Here is a 17447-nt window from a genome sequence, read left to right as displayed (position 1 = left end):
GTCGCCGGACCGCTCGCGCCTGCCGGCCAGCGCCATCGCCGGCACTCCCGAGCGGCCCGCCCGCGTTTGCCGGCCAGCGCCACTTGCGGCGACCGCGAGACCTTCCGCGCCCGCCGGCCAGCGCCACTTGCGGCGGTTGCCGGGCCTCCCGCGCCCGCCGGCCAGCGCCATCTGAGGCAGTCTCCCAGGCGGACCGCTCGCGCTTGCCGGCCAGCGCCATCGCCGGCACTCCCGAGCGGCCCGCCCGCGCCGCCTGCGGCGGTCTCTGAGCGGACCTGCCGGCCAGCGCCGTGCCGCCCCCCCCCCCGAGCGGGACCACACGCCCCGCGCCACCTACCGGCTCTCCGGCAGCACCTCCAGCAATTGCCGCGATAGCTCCGCGATGTTGGCAGAGATGGTACGTCTGCTTTCGAGCAGCCGGTAATAGCGCTGGGCAAGTTGCATCTGCCGGGCGTAATGAGGATCGCCCGCGCTCGCGGGCACATACTGTTCGGCAATCCGGGTCAGGGATTCCTCCACGTACATCACCTGCCGGAAGCGATTGGCATATTGCGAAAGCGGGACGTACACCTCGAGGTCCAGGACATCGAAGCTCTCGTCTGTAAGCACGTAGTCGATGGTCTCGATGGGGTACTGCGGTGCGACATACAGCTGGTCGCCGAAGTAGGGCACCTCACCCGACCGGAGTTGCGCCAGGACTTGTGGATTGGTGGTCCCGTGAAACTGGGCGTACCCTTCGAACGCGGATTCGAACCTGACAAGGCCCTCCCGGAGCAACTCCAGCACGACCTGTCGGCGCTCCTCCATGAGCCGATTCTCTCGGGCTTCTGTCAGCGCGAAGGCCAGATACACGCCGACAAAAACAATGAGCAGTTCGACCACGATCGCAACCGGATTGAGGGCCTTCAGGTGCTCTTTGATGCGAAGAAGTCTCGACATGGATGTGCGCTGGATGGATGCCAAATCTAGGAGGCGACCGTGCGCGCGGAAAGTCCAGGTGGAAGGTTCAGGAAGCCTCTGGCCGTTGCCCTGGGCTTTCATCATTCGGCTGCTCGATCCGGATTCGATCAATCACCGGGTCATTAACGTGCACCCGACACAGGCGACCGAGAATGGTCTCCGTCACCTGGGTACGGCCGCTGCAGAGCAAGCGTCCGGACACCGTGCGCACCGGCCCCGTCAGCGTCATTCCGACCTTCAGATCGCGCAGGCTTACCAGGAATCCCTCCTCGCTGAGTGCGTCCGTTTCTATCACCACGCGCAGGGCCTCGAAGGCCACCGGATCCAGCCGGATGCCGACGGTGCGACGCAGTGCTTCGAGAATCTGCTCGACCGGAGCGGGCCGTAGCGAATTCAGCCGGTCGTACGCGTTGGCAGCCGCGACCAGCCGGGCGCCAACCGGAATATGCCCTCCTGATAGGCGATCCGGAAAACCGCTTCCGTCAATGTGCTCATGGTGGTGGCGGACGATAGCCGCCACCGCATCGACACCGGGAATCGGCGAGAGCAACTGCGCGCCCAGGCTGGCGTGCAGGTATCGCTGCGGACCCTCCGGACATTGCTTCCCGTGGTAGTAGGCCTCGACGGTCTTCCCGATGTCGTGGAGCAACGCTCCGTCGCGCACGGTGCGGACATCCTCAGAACTCAGTTCCAGATGGCGGGCCATGCTGACGGCCAGGGATGCTACCCGATGGGCGTGCTTGCCGAAGGTGCTCGAGTGGTGGTCCGCAAGATTGGCCAGGACTTCGACGCCACCGCTGAGTGTATCCTGAACCCGGCCGATCGCCACCGTCAATTGCCGGCGCAGGCTTTCCTGCGTGCGCTTCTGCTTCAGTTCATCTCCGATGTCGCGTCTGACACTTACAAAATGGTTCGGACCACCGGGCTCGTCCTCCCCAACCGGAAAGGCCGTCAACTCCTCACAGCGCAGCGAGCCGTCAGCATGCCGATTGAGCAACTTGCCCCTCCAGGCGCGTCCGGCAAGTACGGTTTCCCAGATTTCCTGATACAGATGCGGCCGATGGGCTCCGGAGCGAAAGACGCTGAGATTCCGTCCGATGAGCTCCTCGCAGGGGTAGCCTGTCAATGCACCCGCGGCCTCGTTGCACCAGACCACAACCCCGGAGCGGTCGGAGATCAATAGGGCGTTGGGGGTGCCGGCGCAGGCCGCAGCCAGAAGCACGTGGAGATTCGCGGGAAGGGTACCGGGCATAGTCCGTCACTGCTTTTGTGAAGGATCGCCCGCTCCCGATCCGGCCTCCATAGGACGGTTTCCCGGTCAGGGGCGGGAATGCTTCCCAGGCTTACCGTCCCGGTGACCCCGCCCAGTCCCGGGCCATCTGATAGAAGGCCTGGCGATTGGGACTGCCCATTTTTTCCTGCGCCGATCGGATGTGGTTTTGCACGGTCTTGGGACTCAGGTTCAGCGTCCCGGCAATCTCATCCACCGAAAGGCCTTCCCCGATCAGGTGCAGCATTTCAAACTCCCGGTCCGACAACTGCTCAGGGCCCAGTCGAAGGCCGGGCGCATCGAGCGCCTGAAGCTTGACCCGGTCGCTGGCGTACTTGTCGCCGCGCAGCACCGTTCGAATCGCCGTCAGAAGGACCTCAGGCTCGGCGTCCTTCATCACGTATCCGGCGGCTCCCAGCTTGAATAGCCGCGTTGCGTACTGCAGTTCATCAAACATGCTGACTACCAGCACCCGCTGATGCGGCCATCGGTCGAGGATGCTCCGAAGCAGGGAAAGCCCGGAAGAGTCTCTGAGCTTCAGATCCAGCAGCACAAGGTGAGGGTGGCAGTCGGAGAGCAGCTCCATGGCTTTGGGAGCCGATTCGGCCATTCCGCACACGGTGAGGTCAGCGGTCTCAAGAATGAACTTCGCCAATCCCTCCCGGAAGATCGGGTGGTCGTCAACCAGAAAGAGTCTCTGCATCGTTCACCAGACGTCTTGACAGGGCAGCGACACAGAGTATGGCGCAATCCGCCATCGCTCCCCCGGCATTTATCCCAACTAAGGTCGGGAAAGATTCCCGGCCACCTCGACTGGGCTCAAGGCAGTACACAGGAGACGGTGACCCCACCCTGTTCGTTGCTGGTGACCGACAGGGTCCCCCCAAGCACGGCGGCTCTATGGCGCATCATGGCGATGCCAAGTCCGCTGGATGTGGTCTCCGGCATCCCTGATCCGTTGTCCGCAATGTCCAGGCAAACGCGACCACCGTCATTAAGGAGCCGAACCTCGATCTGCCCCGCCCTGCCATGGCGCACAGCATTGGTCATGGCCTCCTGTGCGATGCGCAGCAGCTGGCCCGGAATGGGGGGCTGCAGAGGAGGGAACTGGCCGATGCGTACCTCGACGGTCAGTCCGTCATCAGCATGGATCTTTTCGTAGTCCGCAGCCAGCTCCCGTAGTGCCTGGGGAAGAAGGTCGCTGCCCAGCTCTGAGGTCGCCTCGGAAATGCCTATGCGGCGGATTTCGGTTAGCACATGCCCGAACAGCCGCTCCACTTCACGCGCGTCGTCAGTCGTGCCTGACCCTTCCTTCTCCAAGGCCTTTATCAGGCCGGCCAGGCGGAATCGAATGCCGGACATCGTCGGTCCCAGCCCGTCGTGCAGGTCGCCAGCCACCAGCTTGCGTTCACGGTCCGCGGCATCAACCGCCATTCTGGCTGCAGCCACCTGGTCCGTGGTTGGCGAAAGGGTGAGCACCACATGCGGGTCTTCGTTTATTCCGAAGGGCTCCACCGACAGGCGTGTCCGGATGGTGCGACCGGGTGGCACCGTGATGTGGAAGGACTTCACTTCGCGCAGTGGGCTCCTCTGCGCGGACTCTACAGACAGGCCCAACGCGTCCCTGCTCCAAAGTCCGAGGCTCACCGCATCGTTTCCGAGCAGCTCCGTGCGGCCTAGCCCGGTCAGCCGCTCGAAGGCCTGGTTGCAGTCGATGATCTGGCCGTCTGAGAGACGAACGATGACCAGAGCAGAGGGCCCCACCTTGAGCACGGCAGACAACATGCTTTCGCATGCCTGAAGACGATGGCGATCCCGCAGGTGCTCTCCGATTTCGACAGACACGACCACTGACTGGCCAATCGACCCGTCGCTCTTTCGCCTGGATCGGGCCGAAAGCAACACATCCACTTCCATCCCATCGCGGGTCTGGAACTGCAGCGGCTCCGCATCGAGCCGGCCGTCCGAGAGGTATCGTGGCATGCAAACACGGTCCGCGAAGCGTCGAGAACTCTCCGTCAGAAAATCCGTCGCCAGGTGGCCCACGACCTCCGCGCGTGAATAGCCGAGGCGGGCCAGCCAATACGGTGAAACCTCGGCAATGCGGCCGTCGGAGTCCGTTGCATGAGCCATCACCGGCAGGCTGTCAAACAGGAAGCGATAGCGCTCCTGGCTCCTGACCAGACCCTCGAGCGTGCGCATTTGACGCAGCTCCGCGGCGCACCGGTCAGCAAGCAGGGAAAGGAGAGACAGGTGAGGAGGCAGGGCAGGTAGCGAGCGGCTGTCACCCACCACCAGATGCCCGATGACGCGATCATCATCGGACGTGATCGGCACGCCGAGATAGGATTCGCGCGGAAAGGCGTAGGAAAACAGCGTACGCAGACGACTGGGGTAGTAGCACGTGCCACCGGTCAGGACATGGCTGCACGGTCCGCCTTCCGTGTCGTAGGTCACCGGGGGCTGCCAATCGCCCTGATCCCAGAACGCCAGCATCTCAGCCTGCCTGCCCCGCCGGCAGCGAGCGACAAAGGCCGTCTCCATTCCGAGGCCCTCCGCCAGTGAGCGAACCAGCTGGCGAAAAAAATGGTCTCCGGAAGAGCGCGCCGTGGCCCTAACAACATGCTGGGCGACGTCGCTTTCTGTGGACTGTCCGCGTTGGTCCCGAATCTCGGAGAGCACACAGTCACGCTGCCCAACTCGCACCCGGTGCAGAGCGAGGACCACGGGGATGCGCTCGCCGTCCGCCGTCTGGCAGTGCAGTTGGTTGGAGAGTACGGAGGCTCCGACGTTCAGTTGGTCCCAGGTAGAGGCCAGCAGTTCGCCTTCGTCAGGGTGCATTTCATCAACCTGCCGCCCGACAAGGTCTTCTATGGAGTACCCGAGCAGGCGCGAAGCCTCAGGGTTCGCGTCCAGGACCTCTTTGGAGTCCGGGTCGAGCAGTAGGGCAGGGGTTCCGTCGGAGACAAATGGGGGCGCCTCCACGCGGTTGTCCGGGTCAGGGGTGGACATGGTGCGGTCGGATTGAACCCATATTCTTACCCACCAGGCCGATGGTGTGCAAATTGCAGGCGTTCCCGGCCGCTGGTCCAAACCCGGGAACCGGGGGGAGTACCAGTCCTTGATGCTACCCAGCACCTGATCTTGCCTGCATGCGCATCATCTTCATGGGCACCCCCGACTTTGCCGTCCCGAGTCTTCGGGCGCTGGCCCGGGCAGGCTACACGCCAATCGCGGTCGTAACGAGTCCCGACAAGGCCCGCGGTCGAGGCCGAAAGGTGAGTCCCACGCCGGTCAAGTTGGCCGCACAGGAGCTCGGAATTGAGACGATTCTGCAGCCCGAGTCGGTCAAGGCACTGTCCTTCGCGGAGCAGATCGAGGCCCTTGACGCGGACCTGCAGGTGGTCGTCGCCTTCCGCATCCTGCCCCCGGCGGTCTTTGAGGCTGCGCGCCTGGGAGCGTTCAACCTGCACGGCTCGCTCCTGCCCCGGTATCGCGGGGCGGCGCCGATCCATCGCGCGGTCATAGCGGGCGATACGGTCACCGGCGTGACGACCTTCTTCCTCAAGAAGAAGGTGGACACCGGCAACATGATTCTCCAGCGCGCCATGCCCATCGGCACCGATGACACGACTGGGGATGTGCATGACCGCATGATGCTGCTGGGGGCCTCGGCGGTGGTGGAGACGGTCCGGCTGATCGGCGCGGGCAAGGCGGAACCCCTTCCCCAGGATGATGCCCAGGCCACGCCGGCGCCCAAGGTGTTTCGCGATCAGGCTGAGATCGATTGGTCGCTCACCGACGCGGAGGTGCACAATCACATCCGAGGGCACTCGCCAGTACCGGGCGCGTGGACGGTGTTCGGTGGGAAGGCGTTCAAGGTGTACCGGTCGCGGATTGCGGAGGGCTCAGGACTCCCCGGTGAGATTCTTGAAGCAAGGGACAGACTGGTGGTGGCCTGTGGGACAAGTGCGGTGCAGTTGACGGAGGTTCAGCCGCAGGGCCGCCGACGCATGGGAGCCGAGGCATTCCTGAACGGCACGCAGGTTGACGTGGGCACGATTCTGCCGGCTTGAAGAATCCGAGAGGCGGCCCACACCGTTTGCAATGGACCCGTCGCTGAGGTAGCGTCCGAATCCCCTTTCTGCACCGTTCTGGCCGCCTTTTATGGACCCGCGTCGCATCAGGCCGGGCCGCGGGAACGCGTCCCAGTTTGTTCAGCCCCTGCTCAACACGCTCAATACGATGCGTGGTGCGGAGCGCCTGCGGCCGGACCAGTTGAACGCGCGTGCAGAGCAGTTGCTCTGGGACCAGCTGGGGACCGAAGGCGGTGCCGCAGAAACGGCCTATGCACACGGGGCCGTGGATCTGGTGGCGGAGCATACCCGCTATTTCGACGGGTTCGCCCTCCTCGTGCCGGTGCACGAGGGGTGCTCGGTAGCCGTTCGGGCCGGCACCCACGCATCACATCGCGTCGCTCTCGAAGTCACCGATCCAGCCCTTGAGGCTCTCCTGCTGGAGTTGATCGGCCTGGTTGCGGGAGAGTCGAGAGTAGACCTGGCGGTCTCATGCAATCTGCCTGGATTTCTGCCAGAGGCCCGGCGGGCACCCGCTTTGGTGGCGGCCGCGCGGGCGCTCTCGGCCTTGTTCTCCCGTGAAACAGACGGCATGGATTGGCTGGCGGACCTCAAGGGCCCGGACCGCTTCACGCGTTCGGCTCGCATCATGGCATGCAGCCGTACGGCCGTGTCGAGTTTCGTGCTGGCCGATACCAGGGAGAAAGAGTCCATCGCCCTGGAGGTGCCCCCCATGGAGCGACCGGCCCTGGCGCTGCTGGCACCGCCGGAAGCAGGGGCGATGGTCAGAGGAGACAACCGAAAGCTGACCCGGGAAGCTACGCGTGCGCTTCAGGAGGCGGCGATGCCAGGCATCCAGTCCATCCGCGATGTCGAGCATCGGGATCTCAGGCGGGCTCTGGAGTCCATCGACCGTAAGCTCAGGCCCCTGGTCACCTACCTCGTCACGGAGAACGGCAGGGTCCAGAGGCTTGTGGCAGCCATTCAGCGTCGGGACTGGCAGATGTTTGGAGCGCTTCTCCTGATGTCGCACAGTTCCAAGCGGCAGGACCTCGGCCTGGAAGATGCGGAGGTGGATGCGATCGTCGAGGATGTGGAGAACATGAGCCTCGACGGGATGTACGGGGCCACGCGACTCAACGCAGACAGCCGAGCAATATTGGTGGCCGGCCAGCAGTTCTCCGTTCCTCCTGCGCTGGAGAAACTCACGGCTTCGTTCGCCGAACGCACGGACTCGACTCTATCGACTATCTATCTCTGAGGCATGACCCAGTTTGATCTGGCGGCGGTCAACGACCGCATTTCCAGCGAAAGCTCTTTCGTAGACGACCTGCTCGGCGAAATCGGCCGCGTGGTCGTCGGCCAGCGCTACATGATCGAGCGGCTTCTGATCGGTCTCCTGGGCGATGGGCATGTGCTGCTCGAAGGCGTACCCGGGCTGGCCAAGACGCTGACCGTGAGTTCGCTCGCGGCCGCCATCGGCACGCGCTTCCAGCGCATCCAGTTCACGCCGGACCTGCTGCCCGCTGACCTGCTCGGCACGCTGGTGTACAACCAGAAGGAGGCCAACTTCTTCATCAAGAAGGGCCCCATCTTTGCCAACATCATCCTTGCCGACGAGATCAACCGAAGCCCCGCCAAGGTGCAGAGTGCGCTGCTGGAGGCCATGCAGGAGCGGCAGGTGACCATCGGTGAAAAGACCTTCCCGCTGGAGGCGCCGTTCCTGGTGCTGGCCACGCAGAACCCCATCGAACAGGAGGGCACATACCCGCTTCCGGAGGCGCAGGTTGATCGCTTCATGATGAAGATCAAGGTGGGCTATCCGACCCGCGAAGAGGAGCTGGAGATCATGCGGCGCATGGCCCGCACGGGCACGAAGGAAGAGGTGAAGCCCGTCGTGACGCCGGAGCAGATCTTGTCAGCGCGCAAGGTGCTGAACGAGTTGTACATCGACGAGCGCGTCGAGCAGTACATCGTGGATCTGGTAGTGGCTTCCCGCAACCCGGGCGAATATCGCATGCAGGACCTGAACAATCTCATCGAGTACGGAGCCTCACCGCGCGCTACAATCAACCTGAATCTTGCGGCGCGTGCGCACGCGTTTCTCAAGCATCGGGCCTACGTAACGCCCGAGGACGTGCGCTCCATTGCGATGGATGTGCTGCGACATCGAGTGGCCGTGACGTACGAGGCCGAGGCGGAGGAAATCACCCGCGAGGATCTGGTGCAGCGTATACTCGACCACGTCGAGGTGCCATAGGCCCGTCATGCCGCACAACAAGCCGTTCAAGAAGGACTCGATCACGGTTGCGTTCCTGATCGAGCAGCTCACGGGGACCGTGGGCATGGATGTGACTTCGGTCAACGGGCTTGATGGGAAGGGTCGGCTCATCACCGAGTCCAACCTGCACCGGCCGGGACTTGCCCTGGCTGGATACCTGGAGCTCTTCACGCACCAGCGCATCCAGATCCTGGGCAACACGGAAAACCGCTACCTGGCGCACTTGAAGCCAGCCGCGCGGAAGCAGGCTTTCGAGAACCTGCTGGGCTTCGACATCCCTTGCCTTTTCCTGACGGAAAGCAACCGGCTGGACGATGCGCTGGTGAAAATGGCCACCAAGGCGGGCGTGCCTGTCTACATGACGCCGCTGCCCAGCACGGACTTCATGGCGGTGCTGCGGGACTTTCTCAGCGACCAGTTTGCGCTGCAGCAGTCGATGCACGGCGCGCTGGTGGATGTCTACGGCATCGGTCTGCTCATCACGGGCGCAGCCGGCATCGGCAAGAGTGAAGTGGCCCTGGATCTTGTCGAGCGCGGCCACCGGCTGGTGGCGGACGATGTGGTCATGGTGACCCGCAAGGAGGAGCAGGTTCTGATCGGGGCCGGCACCGACCTGGTGCAGCACTTCATGGAGATCCGCGGCCTGGGCCTGATCGACGTGCGGGCCATGTTCGGCGTGCGCGCGATCCGCTTCCAGAAGCGCGTCGAGGTGGTCGTGAATCTGCATCCCTGGGACCCCGACACGGAATACACCCGGCTGGGCATGGTGGAGGAGACCTACAACCTCATGGGCGTGGAGCTGCCGCTGGTCAAACTGCCCATCACTCCGGGCAAGAACGTGACGGTTCTGTGCGAGGTGATCGCCATGAACCACCTGCTCCGGCACTACGGATACGATGCAGCCGAGGTGTTCGCCGCGCGGTTGGCGCAGCGCATAAAGGAAAAGTCAGCAGGGGCGGAGCCGAACCGCGGGATCGAGTACTTCGAGCACGACTACGAGTAGGGGGCGCTCACCCAGCAAGGCGACCAGCAGCCGCGACCCGCGCTACCCCAGCGAAACATCCAGCCGCAGCTTGCCAACCCGCAGCTCCCCACTCTTCTGCATGAGCTCGGACACCGCAGACGTATGAATTCCCACCAGCGTGCGGCGGTCCTCAATGGTGATCCGTCCGATGCGGTCTGGGGGCACCCCGCCGTGGCGGGCAAGCGTCGAAACGAGCTGATTCACGCGCACCTCGTCCTGCCGGCCGATGTTGAGCTCGATGGCCACCATCTCCTTCTCGGACGGGTGTTCGCGTCGCGGCCGATCGGGCCGGCGCTGACCATGGCCCTGACCTGAGCGCTCGCCGCGGCCCCCACGCTCTCCGCGCTTGAAACCGCCGCCGCGCGGCTCGCGCTTCGGGCGCCGATCCACGACCTCGCTGATCTTCTCAACGGGTCGGCTGAACTCCGCCTGGCGGGCAATGCGCAGGGCCGCCGCCGCTATCTCCACGGGGTCGCCGCCCTGCTCGATCATCTCTTCCACAGTCGCACGCTCGGCGTTGCATCGCCCGCGGGTGATCCAGACGTCCACCCGCTCCAGCAGCTTCTGGCTGCGGCGCTCCTCGATCTCCTGCGCACTCGGCAGCTCGCTCAGCTCAATGCGCTGCTTCAGAAAACGCTCGATCCGGCGCAGTTTGCCCGTTTCGTTCGGCGCGTAGAGCACGATGGCGTCTCCGCCACGTCCGGCGCGCGCGGTGCGTCCGATGCGGTGTACAAACACCTCCGGATTGGACGGCAGTTCGAAGTTGAACACATGCGTGATGCCTTCGATGTCCAGTCCGCGGGCAGCCACGTCCGTACCGACCAGCACACGGATGTCACCGTTGCGAAGGCGCCGGACCACGCGGGTGCGAGCGTCCTGGTTCATGTCGCCGTGAATGGACTCGGCCGGAATGCCTTTGCGGGAGATCGCCGCGGCCAGATCATCCGTGCCTGCTCGGGTCCGGGCAAAGATCAACGCGCAGGAGACATCCTCCGCTTCGAAGATGCGCGTGAATGCGGCCACCTTGTCCCGGTGGTTGACCAGGAAGGCGCGCTGCCGCAGTTCGCCGGTCTCGGCGTCGGCCTTGACCGCGCAGGAGACCGCATCGTTCAGGTACCGTCCGGCCAGCTTGCGGATTCCGGCAGGCATCGTCGCCGACATGAGCACGGTCTGCCGCTCAGACGGCATGTCTTCGAGCAGCGCCTCGATGTCGTCAATGAAGCCCATCGACAGCATCTCGTCGGCCTCGTCCAGCACGACGATGGAGATGTCCGTGAGGTCGAGATGTCCTTTGGCCACCAGATCGAGCAGGCGGCCAGGCGTACCGACCACCACATCGACCCCTCTCCGAAGGGCCTGTACCTGCGGTCCGTAGGAGGACCCACCATAGACAGCCAGCACGCGGGCGCCGAGGTCCCGTCCGTAGCCAAGCAAGGTGTCGCGCACCTGCTGGGCCAGTTCGCGCGTCGGCGCCAGCACAAGGGCCTGCGGCTGCTTCCCGCCCAGCGTAATGCGCTGAAGCACGGGCAATGAGAACGCGGCCGTCTTGCCGGTACCGGTCGGGGCCTTGCCGATGGCGTCGCGACCCCCCAGGAGTGTGGGAATCAGGGCTGCCTGAATCGGCGTGGGAGCGGTGTAACCGCGAGCTTCGAGCGTAGCGGTCAACTGGGACTCGAGACCGAGTCCCTCAAACGTAGTCGGGGTCAATAGACTGTCCTGTAAGAATGTGGGGCGGGCAGCTTCTCAGCCGAATCCGCAGGTCGCTGCCGGTAGCGTGACCCCACACAGACGCCCAGCGCGGGCGGAAGAAAGAGGACGAGCCATATCCGGTGTCTCTGGCGCAAAGGGCCGAGACGTACAGATCCCGACCAACCGGGACGGGAACCTCGGGATCCTCCGGTTCCGTGAGGGTTCCGGGTATTTGGGTGTGGCCGGGGGTTCGCTACTTTGGCCGGCCTCAACGCCGAATCCCGACAGCGACTACCCTGACTTCCAGCCGCATGCGTCGTCAAGCCCCCTACATCCTCGCACTGTTGCTACCCGTCGCCCTGGCCTGCCAGCCGGCGGGGAATGCACCTCTGGATCCCGCCACCGTCGAAGCAGATCTCCAGCGACTGCTGATCGAAGCCGAGCCCGGATCTGAAATCGTTCTGCCGGAGGGCACCTTCAATTTCACCCGCTCACTTTCCCTCAATGACACGCCGGGCGTCACCATCAGGGGAGCGGGCATGGGCAAGACGGTGCTGTCGTTCGCGGAGCAGATCGACGGTGCCGAAGGTCTGCTGATCAAGAATGTGAACGGCATCACGCTGGAGGGCTTCACGGTCGCCGACTCTCGCGGCGACGCGATCAAGGTGCAGGGCAGCGAGAATGTGATTCTTCGGGGCCTGGAAACCACATGGACCGGCGGGGCGCTATCCACCAACGGCGGCTACGGCCTCTACCCGGTCAGCTGCACGAACGTGCTTGTGGAGGACTCGGAGGCCTCCTACGCCTCGGATGCCGGCATCTATGTGGGCCAGTCCCGCAACGTGGTCGTGCGCAACAACTACGTGCACCACAACGTGGCCGGCCTTGAGATCGAGAACACCATAGAAGGAGAGGTCTATGGCAATACGGCCCGCTACAACACGGGCGGCATGCTCATCTTCGACATGCCGGACCTGCCCCAGGCCAACGGCGACCGGATCAAGTTCTACGACAACATCATGGAGGAGAACAACAGCGAGAATTTCGCGCCGAAGGGAAGCGTGGTCAGCACCATCCCGCCCGGCTCCGGCATGATCATCATGGCCCACTCCAACATTGAGGCCTATAACAATCAGATCCGTGGCCACAAGACACTCGGCATCGCCCTGAACAGTTGGCTGTTCACGGGGCTGCCGTTCCAGTCCGAGGATTTCGACCCCTTCAGCACCAACATTTACCTGCACAACAATGTCATCGAGGGCAACGAAGGCCCGACGGACATGAGTTCGGAGTATGGGCAGCTGATCACCGCGCTCGGCCAGGGACAGCCGGTGGACATCATCACCGACGGCATCTTCAGTCCCGCCTCGCTGGACGCGAGCGGCATTCCCCAGGGTTACTGCTTCCGCGAGAATGGCGACATCCGGTTCCTCAATCTGAACGCGCACCTGGGTACGGCCCCCGAGGATCTCATGCGCAACATGTCATCCGAACTCGGTCCGTTCGACTGCGAACTGCCAACGTTCGACACCAGCAATCACGACGCGTGGCTCGCCTCGGAGTAGTCTGCGCCAGCCTCCTCCTGCTGACGGGCTGCACCTCCGGCATATCGGTGCCCGAGCGGGCATTCGATCAATTGACGGAGTACGGCTTCTTTGAGGGCGACCTGGCGGCCCTGCAGCCGGCAGACGGGGTCCTGCCCTACGACCTCAACTCCCCGCTCTTTTCGGACTACGCCGAGAAGGCGCGCTTCGTCTGGATGCCGGAGGGCACATCGGCCACGTATTCGGACGATGGGGTCTTTGCCTTCCCCGAAGACGCAGTCCTGATCAAGAACTTCTATTACAACGCGGCGGCACCCGGATCGGAGCGCCGGATCCTGGAGACTCGCCTCCTGATCAACCGGGGAGACGACTGGGAGGCGGTTGGCTACATCTGGAACGACGAGCAGACAGAGGCCTTCCGCGATGTGGTGGGCGCCGTCAAGCCCGTGCAGTGGACGGATGCATCGGGCGCGGTTCAGTCCGTGGACTACATCATCCCGAACCGCAATCAGTGCAAGAGCTGCCACCTGGCCGGCAAGCAGCAGGTGCCCATCGGCCCGAGCGCGCGGAATCTGAACAAGACGTTCGTCTACAGGGACGGCGCCGAGAACCAGCTGGCCAAGTGGGCAGAAAAGGGCTATCTGTCCGGTTTCGACCCGGCGGCTGCCCATCCCCGCGTGGCCGACTGGAACGACCCGGCCGAGCCCCTGCACGACCGGGCGATGGCCTATCTCGACGTCAACTGCGGGCACTGCCACAATCCCGCGGGATCCGCCAACACGTCCGGCCTGCATCTGGTGGCAGACGCGCCCATGGACATCTCATTGGGTCTGTTCAAGGCCCCGGTTTCGGCCGGAAGCGGCACCGGCGGTCGGCCGTACTCGATCGTGCCGGGCGATCCGGATCAGTCCATTCTCCTGTATCGCATGCAGTCCACGGACCCTGCCGAGCGCATGCCGGAGCTGGGTCGCAGCCTGGTGCATCACGACGGCGTGGTGCTCATTCGCCAGTGGATCCAGTCCATGGAGGCCGCATCTCCCCTCACTCCCTAGACCCCTCCTGACATGAAACCCCTCTCACTGCTCCTGGGCCTGCTCTTGGCCATGCCCGTCTCGGCCCAGACCATCTCCGGAACGGTGACCGACGAGGACGGAGTCGCACTGATCGGTGCCAGCGTGCTCGTTCAGGGCACCACCATCGGCGCCGTGACCGACACCGACGGAGCTTTTCAGCTGGACTACATGGGCGCGTTCCCGGTGACGCTGGAGGTGTCGTACATCGGGTACAGAACGGCCGAGATCTCCATTGCCGCCGCCACCACCACGCTTCGGATCCAGCTGGCCGAGCAGATTTCATTCGGGCCGGAGGTGGTCGTGTCCGCATCGCGCAGGCCCGAGAAACTGCAGGAAGCTCCTGCCGCGGTGGCCGTACTCACGGACGATGAGCTCTCCGCTTCCGGCGGCACCATTACGCCGTTGCGAGCCCTGATCAACACGCCGGGTGTTGAACTGCAGCAGCAGACCGGGCAGCGCATCAACCTGGCCCTGCGTGGCAGCAGCGGCATCTTCTCGACCGATGTCTTTCCGATGCTGGACTACCGGTCCCTGATCTCTCCAGGCCTGGAGTTCTTCGACTCCCAGAACTCGCCCATCAACAACATCGATCTGGAGCGCATCGAGGTGGTGCTCGGACCTGGTTCGGCCCTGTACGGCCCGGACGTGACGACGGGGGTAGTGCATTTCATTTCCAAGGATCCCTTCCGACATCCCGGCACGACCGTCGAGGTTGTAGGCGGCGAAAAGAGTACGCTGAAGGGTGCGATTCGGCACGCCGGCGTGACGGGCGATGAGCGCATCGGCTACAAATTCAACGCCCGTTACAGCAGTGGACACGACTTCGTGCTGCAGCCGGACAACGAGGACGATGCCCGCGTTCTGTCCAATTTCAAGGAGGCGATCCGCCGCGGGTTCGTGACGCCGGAAGGCTTCGTGGATCCGCAGCAGGAGGGCCCGCTGCTGTTTACCACGACGAAGGAGCAGGAAGAGGACTATTGGGCTGCCATGGCGACAGGCACGGTGCATTTCCGGCCGAATCCCGACACGGAACTCGTTGGTGCCGGTGGATGGAATGCGGCCAGTTCGATCTTCTACAATGATCTCGGGGAGGGCTTCAATCACTCCAACGAGTACTGGGGACAGGCGAGGCTAACCCACAAGGGTCTGTTTGCCCAGACCTACTACGTGATCAACGACGGAGGGAGCGACGAGAACCCTGTCTACCTGAACCGCACAGGGCTGATTGTGCCTCTGGAGCGCACACACTTTGAAGCGCAGGCGCAGTACAGCTTTGAAACCCCATCGCTACTCAATGCGGAATGGTCAACCGGACTCGACTACCGTACGGCCGGAGCAAACACGGAAAACCACGTGTATGGTCGGAACGAGGATGACGACGACTACCGCATCTTCGGCGGATACGTGCAGAGCAAGCTGCGTTTCGGATCGAAGCTCGACGCGTTTCTGGCCGGGCGCGTGGACTCGTACAACTTCACGGACGAGAAGACCTTCTCTCCGCGCGCGGCGCTGGTCTTCAAGCCCAATGGATTGCATTCGGTGCGCCTGAGCTACAACCGGGCGGCAAATCCCATCCCCGCATCGGACATCTACTTTGATTTGCCGGTGCAGACCGAGTCCATCCTGAACGTCTGGAATATGGGCGGCATTCGGCCGCAGACGTTCACGGACCCCATGATTACGTGGCTGATCCCGGGGGTGGATGACACTCCGTTCGACCAGGGTTTTCCACTCGCAGCGGCCTATGCGGCCGTAAACGATGCGGTCATTCCCCAGCTGCAGGCTCAGGCCTCAGCCGATCCGTCGCTGGCGCCGTTTGTGCCTGCGCTGGTAAATCTGCTGCAGTCAGGTGCTCCTCAGGGCTTTTCCCGCAGCCTCATCAGCACCGACTTCAATGTCAGCGAGCTGCTTCCGGTCTCTGCCGAGACCAAACTCATCTCGCAGCTGACCGCCTACGAGTTCGGGTACAAGGGCCTCTTCTTTGATCGGTTCGCCGCAGGCTTCGACGTGTACTACTTCCGCAAGGATGCCGCCGGTGGGTTCTCCCAGGTGAGTCCGATTATCACCATGCTGGGCTTGCCGGCCGATCTTGGCAATGGCGTTCAGGAGACCTTCCAACCTCAAATTGAGGCGCTCCTGCTTGGTGCCGGCGTTCCGGCTGCCGATGCCGCCGCCCAGGCCGCGGCCGTGGGTGCCTTGCTCAACGGTGCGTACACGCAGGCCGGCGAGAGCTTCATGGCGACGCTGGACGCCATGGGCCTGCCGTTCCATGGGCTGGTCGAGTCGGATCAGGTGCCGGACACCGGCTTCCCCATGCTCGCGTTCGGCTATCCGACGCGGAATCCCGATGCGGTCAGCGACGACTGGGGCTTTGAGGTGCACACACGCTACTACTTCTCGGAGGCTCTGAGTGCCTTCGCCAACTACACGTGGTTCAATCGGCCGACGGGCATGGCGGGCGACCTCAATTTCCCCCAGAACAAGGTGCGGACCGGCGTCGGCTATGCGCCAGCTGAGGGACTACGGGCAAGTGCGTCATTTGCGTGGGACCAGGCCTATCGTTCCAACAACTCCACCTATCCCGGCCGCATAGAGGCTCGGTCACTGCTGGACGCGTCGGTGGGCTACGGCCTCGACAACGGCGTGACGGTGGAGCTGTCGGGCACGAACCTGCTGGACAACACGTTCCGCTCGCTTCCGGGCTTTCCGCAGATCGGGCGCCGGGTCGTGGCGCGTGTGGTCTACGACTTCTGAGAGCATCCTGGGTTAGGATTGCTGCCGCATGGGGTCATGGGGGAAACCGCACCGGCCATGCTTCTGTAATGACATGTACACAAACATGTTGCTACAATGTCCGGTGGAGAGACTTTCGGGATGAGGCTTGCCCCACACGAACGACAACAGATTGAGAGATTGGCCGCGGCGCTTGGGTCGAGTATGAAAGGCGCCATCATGGAAGCTGTAGCTCGCATGCTGGAGACGGAACGCCTGCCGGTGAAGCTGTCCGGCCGCCTGCAGGGCAGAGAGGACCTGGTCGGTAGCTTCGAGGGGCCGACCGACCTCTCCACGGATCCGCGCTATCTGGAGGGATACGGAAAGTGACTGGCCGCACCTATTTGATTGATGCGGGGCCGCTGGTTGCCGTCATGAACCGGCGCGACCGGCACCACCAATGGGCCACGGAGACCCTGGATCATCTGGACGGGGGCATCGCGACGTGCGAGTCCGTGCTCTCGGAAGCCTGTTTTCTTGCAAAGCGCGGCGGGGGTGCCGCGGAGAAACTGCTGGACCTCCTGGCCACACTGCAGGTGAGGCTTTTACCCATGCCGAATGCAGCGCGGGACTATCTACGGAAGTACCAGGACATCGCCAGTGTGGCTGATGCGACCCTGCTTGCGCTGGCAGACGAGGATGCAAACCGCATCGTATGTACAACCGACGTGAGGGACTTCGGCGTATACCGGCTGAGTCGACGAAGAAGGGTACCCGCGTTGATGCCGCCGAGCTAGCGTGACGGCTGCGGACCTCTG

General features: G+C 63.6%; 14 protein-coding genes. 9 read left to right on the top strand and 5 right to left on the bottom strand.

From position 1 onward, the window contains the following. Window positions 1-333: 333 nt before the first annotated feature. From JJ896_02280 to JJ896_02265, 4 genes are all read right to left on the bottom strand, one after another. Window positions 334-939, bottom strand: coding sequence for a hypothetical protein (locus JJ896_02280; protein MBO6778457.1), 606 nt, complete (start codon window positions 937-939; stop codon window positions 334-336). Window positions 940-1006: 67 nt separating this feature from the next. Further along, on the bottom strand, window positions 1007-2212 hold the full coding sequence (locus JJ896_02275) for an HD domain-containing protein (GenBank protein MBO6778456.1): 1206 nt from the start codon (window positions 2210-2212) through the stop codon (window positions 1007-1009). A gap of 91 nt (window positions 2213-2303) precedes the next feature. Next, window positions 2304-2933 carry a response regulator transcription factor gene (locus JJ896_02270; GenBank protein MBO6778455.1) on the bottom strand — a complete coding sequence of 210 codons (630 nt, stop codon included), beginning with the start codon at window positions 2931-2933 and terminating at the stop codon, window positions 2304-2306. A gap of 116 nt (window positions 2934-3049) precedes the next feature. Next, window positions 3050-5242 carry a PAS domain S-box protein gene (locus JJ896_02265; protein ID MBO6778454.1) on the bottom strand — a complete coding sequence of 731 codons (2193 nt, stop codon included), beginning with the start codon at window positions 5240-5242 and terminating at the stop codon, window positions 3050-3052. A gap of 140 nt (window positions 5243-5382) precedes the next feature. Here JJ896_02265 and JJ896_02260 point away from each other — a divergent pair, with 140 nt between their 5' ends. From JJ896_02260 to JJ896_02245, 4 genes are all read left to right on the top strand, one after another. Further along, window positions 5383-6306, top strand: coding sequence for a methionyl-tRNA formyltransferase (locus JJ896_02260; GenBank protein ID MBO6778453.1), 924 nt, complete (start codon window positions 5383-5385; stop codon window positions 6304-6306). 91 nt (window positions 6307-6397) lie between these two features. After that, the gene (locus JJ896_02255) at window positions 6398-7567 is read left to right on the top strand and encodes a hypothetical protein (GenBank protein MBO6778452.1); all 1170 of its coding nucleotides are present in this window, start codon (window positions 6398-6400) and stop codon (window positions 7565-7567) included. Between the two features lie 3 nt (window positions 7568-7570). After that, the gene (locus tag JJ896_02250) at window positions 7571-8566 is read left to right on the top strand and encodes a MoxR family ATPase (GenBank protein MBO6778451.1); all 996 of its coding nucleotides are present in this window, start codon (window positions 7571-7573) and stop codon (window positions 8564-8566) included. A gap of 7 nt (window positions 8567-8573) precedes the next feature. After that, complete coding sequence (locus JJ896_02245; GenBank protein ID MBO6778450.1) at window positions 8574-9590, top strand: HPr kinase/phosphorylase; 1017 nt, start codon at window positions 8574-8576, stop codon at window positions 9588-9590. Window positions 9591-9632: 42 nt separating this feature from the next. Here the strand turns inward: JJ896_02245 and JJ896_02240 are convergent, their stop codons facing one another. After that, window positions 9633-11318: a DEAD/DEAH box helicase gene (locus tag JJ896_02240; protein MBO6778449.1), complete on the bottom strand. Its 1686-nt coding sequence runs from the start codon at window positions 11316-11318 to the stop codon at window positions 9633-9635. A 293-nt stretch (window positions 11319-11611) separates the two neighbouring features. Here JJ896_02240 and JJ896_02235 point away from each other — a divergent pair, with 293 nt between their 5' ends. The 5 genes from JJ896_02235 to JJ896_02215 all read left to right on the top strand — a co-directional run bounded on the left by JJ896_02235 (window position 11612) and on the right by JJ896_02215 (window position 17426). Next, window positions 11612-12865 (top strand): right-handed parallel beta-helix repeat-containing protein, encoded by a 1254-nt coding sequence (locus JJ896_02235; protein MBO6778448.1) that lies wholly within the window; start codon window positions 11612-11614, stop codon window positions 12863-12865. Next, complete coding sequence (locus JJ896_02230) at window positions 12847-13896, top strand: hypothetical protein (GenBank protein MBO6778447.1); 1050 nt, start codon at window positions 12847-12849, stop codon at window positions 13894-13896. The genes JJ896_02235 and JJ896_02230 overlap by 19 nt, the downstream gene beginning before the upstream one ends. Before the next feature lie 12 nt (window positions 13897-13908). Beyond that, entirely contained in the window at window positions 13909-16671 is a 2763-nt protein-coding gene (locus tag JJ896_02225) for a TonB-dependent receptor (GenBank protein ID MBO6778446.1), read from the top strand. Between the two features lie 198 nt (window positions 16672-16869). After that, window positions 16870-17019, top strand: coding sequence for a hypothetical protein (locus tag JJ896_02220; protein MBO6778445.1), 150 nt, complete (start codon window positions 16870-16872; stop codon window positions 17017-17019). Beyond that, window positions 17016-17426: a PIN domain-containing protein gene (locus JJ896_02215; GenBank protein MBO6778444.1), complete on the top strand. Its 411-nt coding sequence runs from the start codon at window positions 17016-17018 to the stop codon at window positions 17424-17426. Before JJ896_02220 ends, JJ896_02215 begins: the two co-directional genes overlap by 4 nt. The last annotated feature ends 21 nt before the right edge of the window (window positions 17427-17447 follow it).

This window comes from Rhodothermales bacterium (assembly GCA_017643395.1).
Taxonomy (GTDB): domain Bacteria; phylum Bacteroidota; class Rhodothermia; order Rhodothermales; family UBA10348; genus JABDJZ01.
The sequence above is the reverse complement of the archived record's forward strand: the minus strand, read 5'-3'. Positions and strand labels throughout refer to the sequence as shown.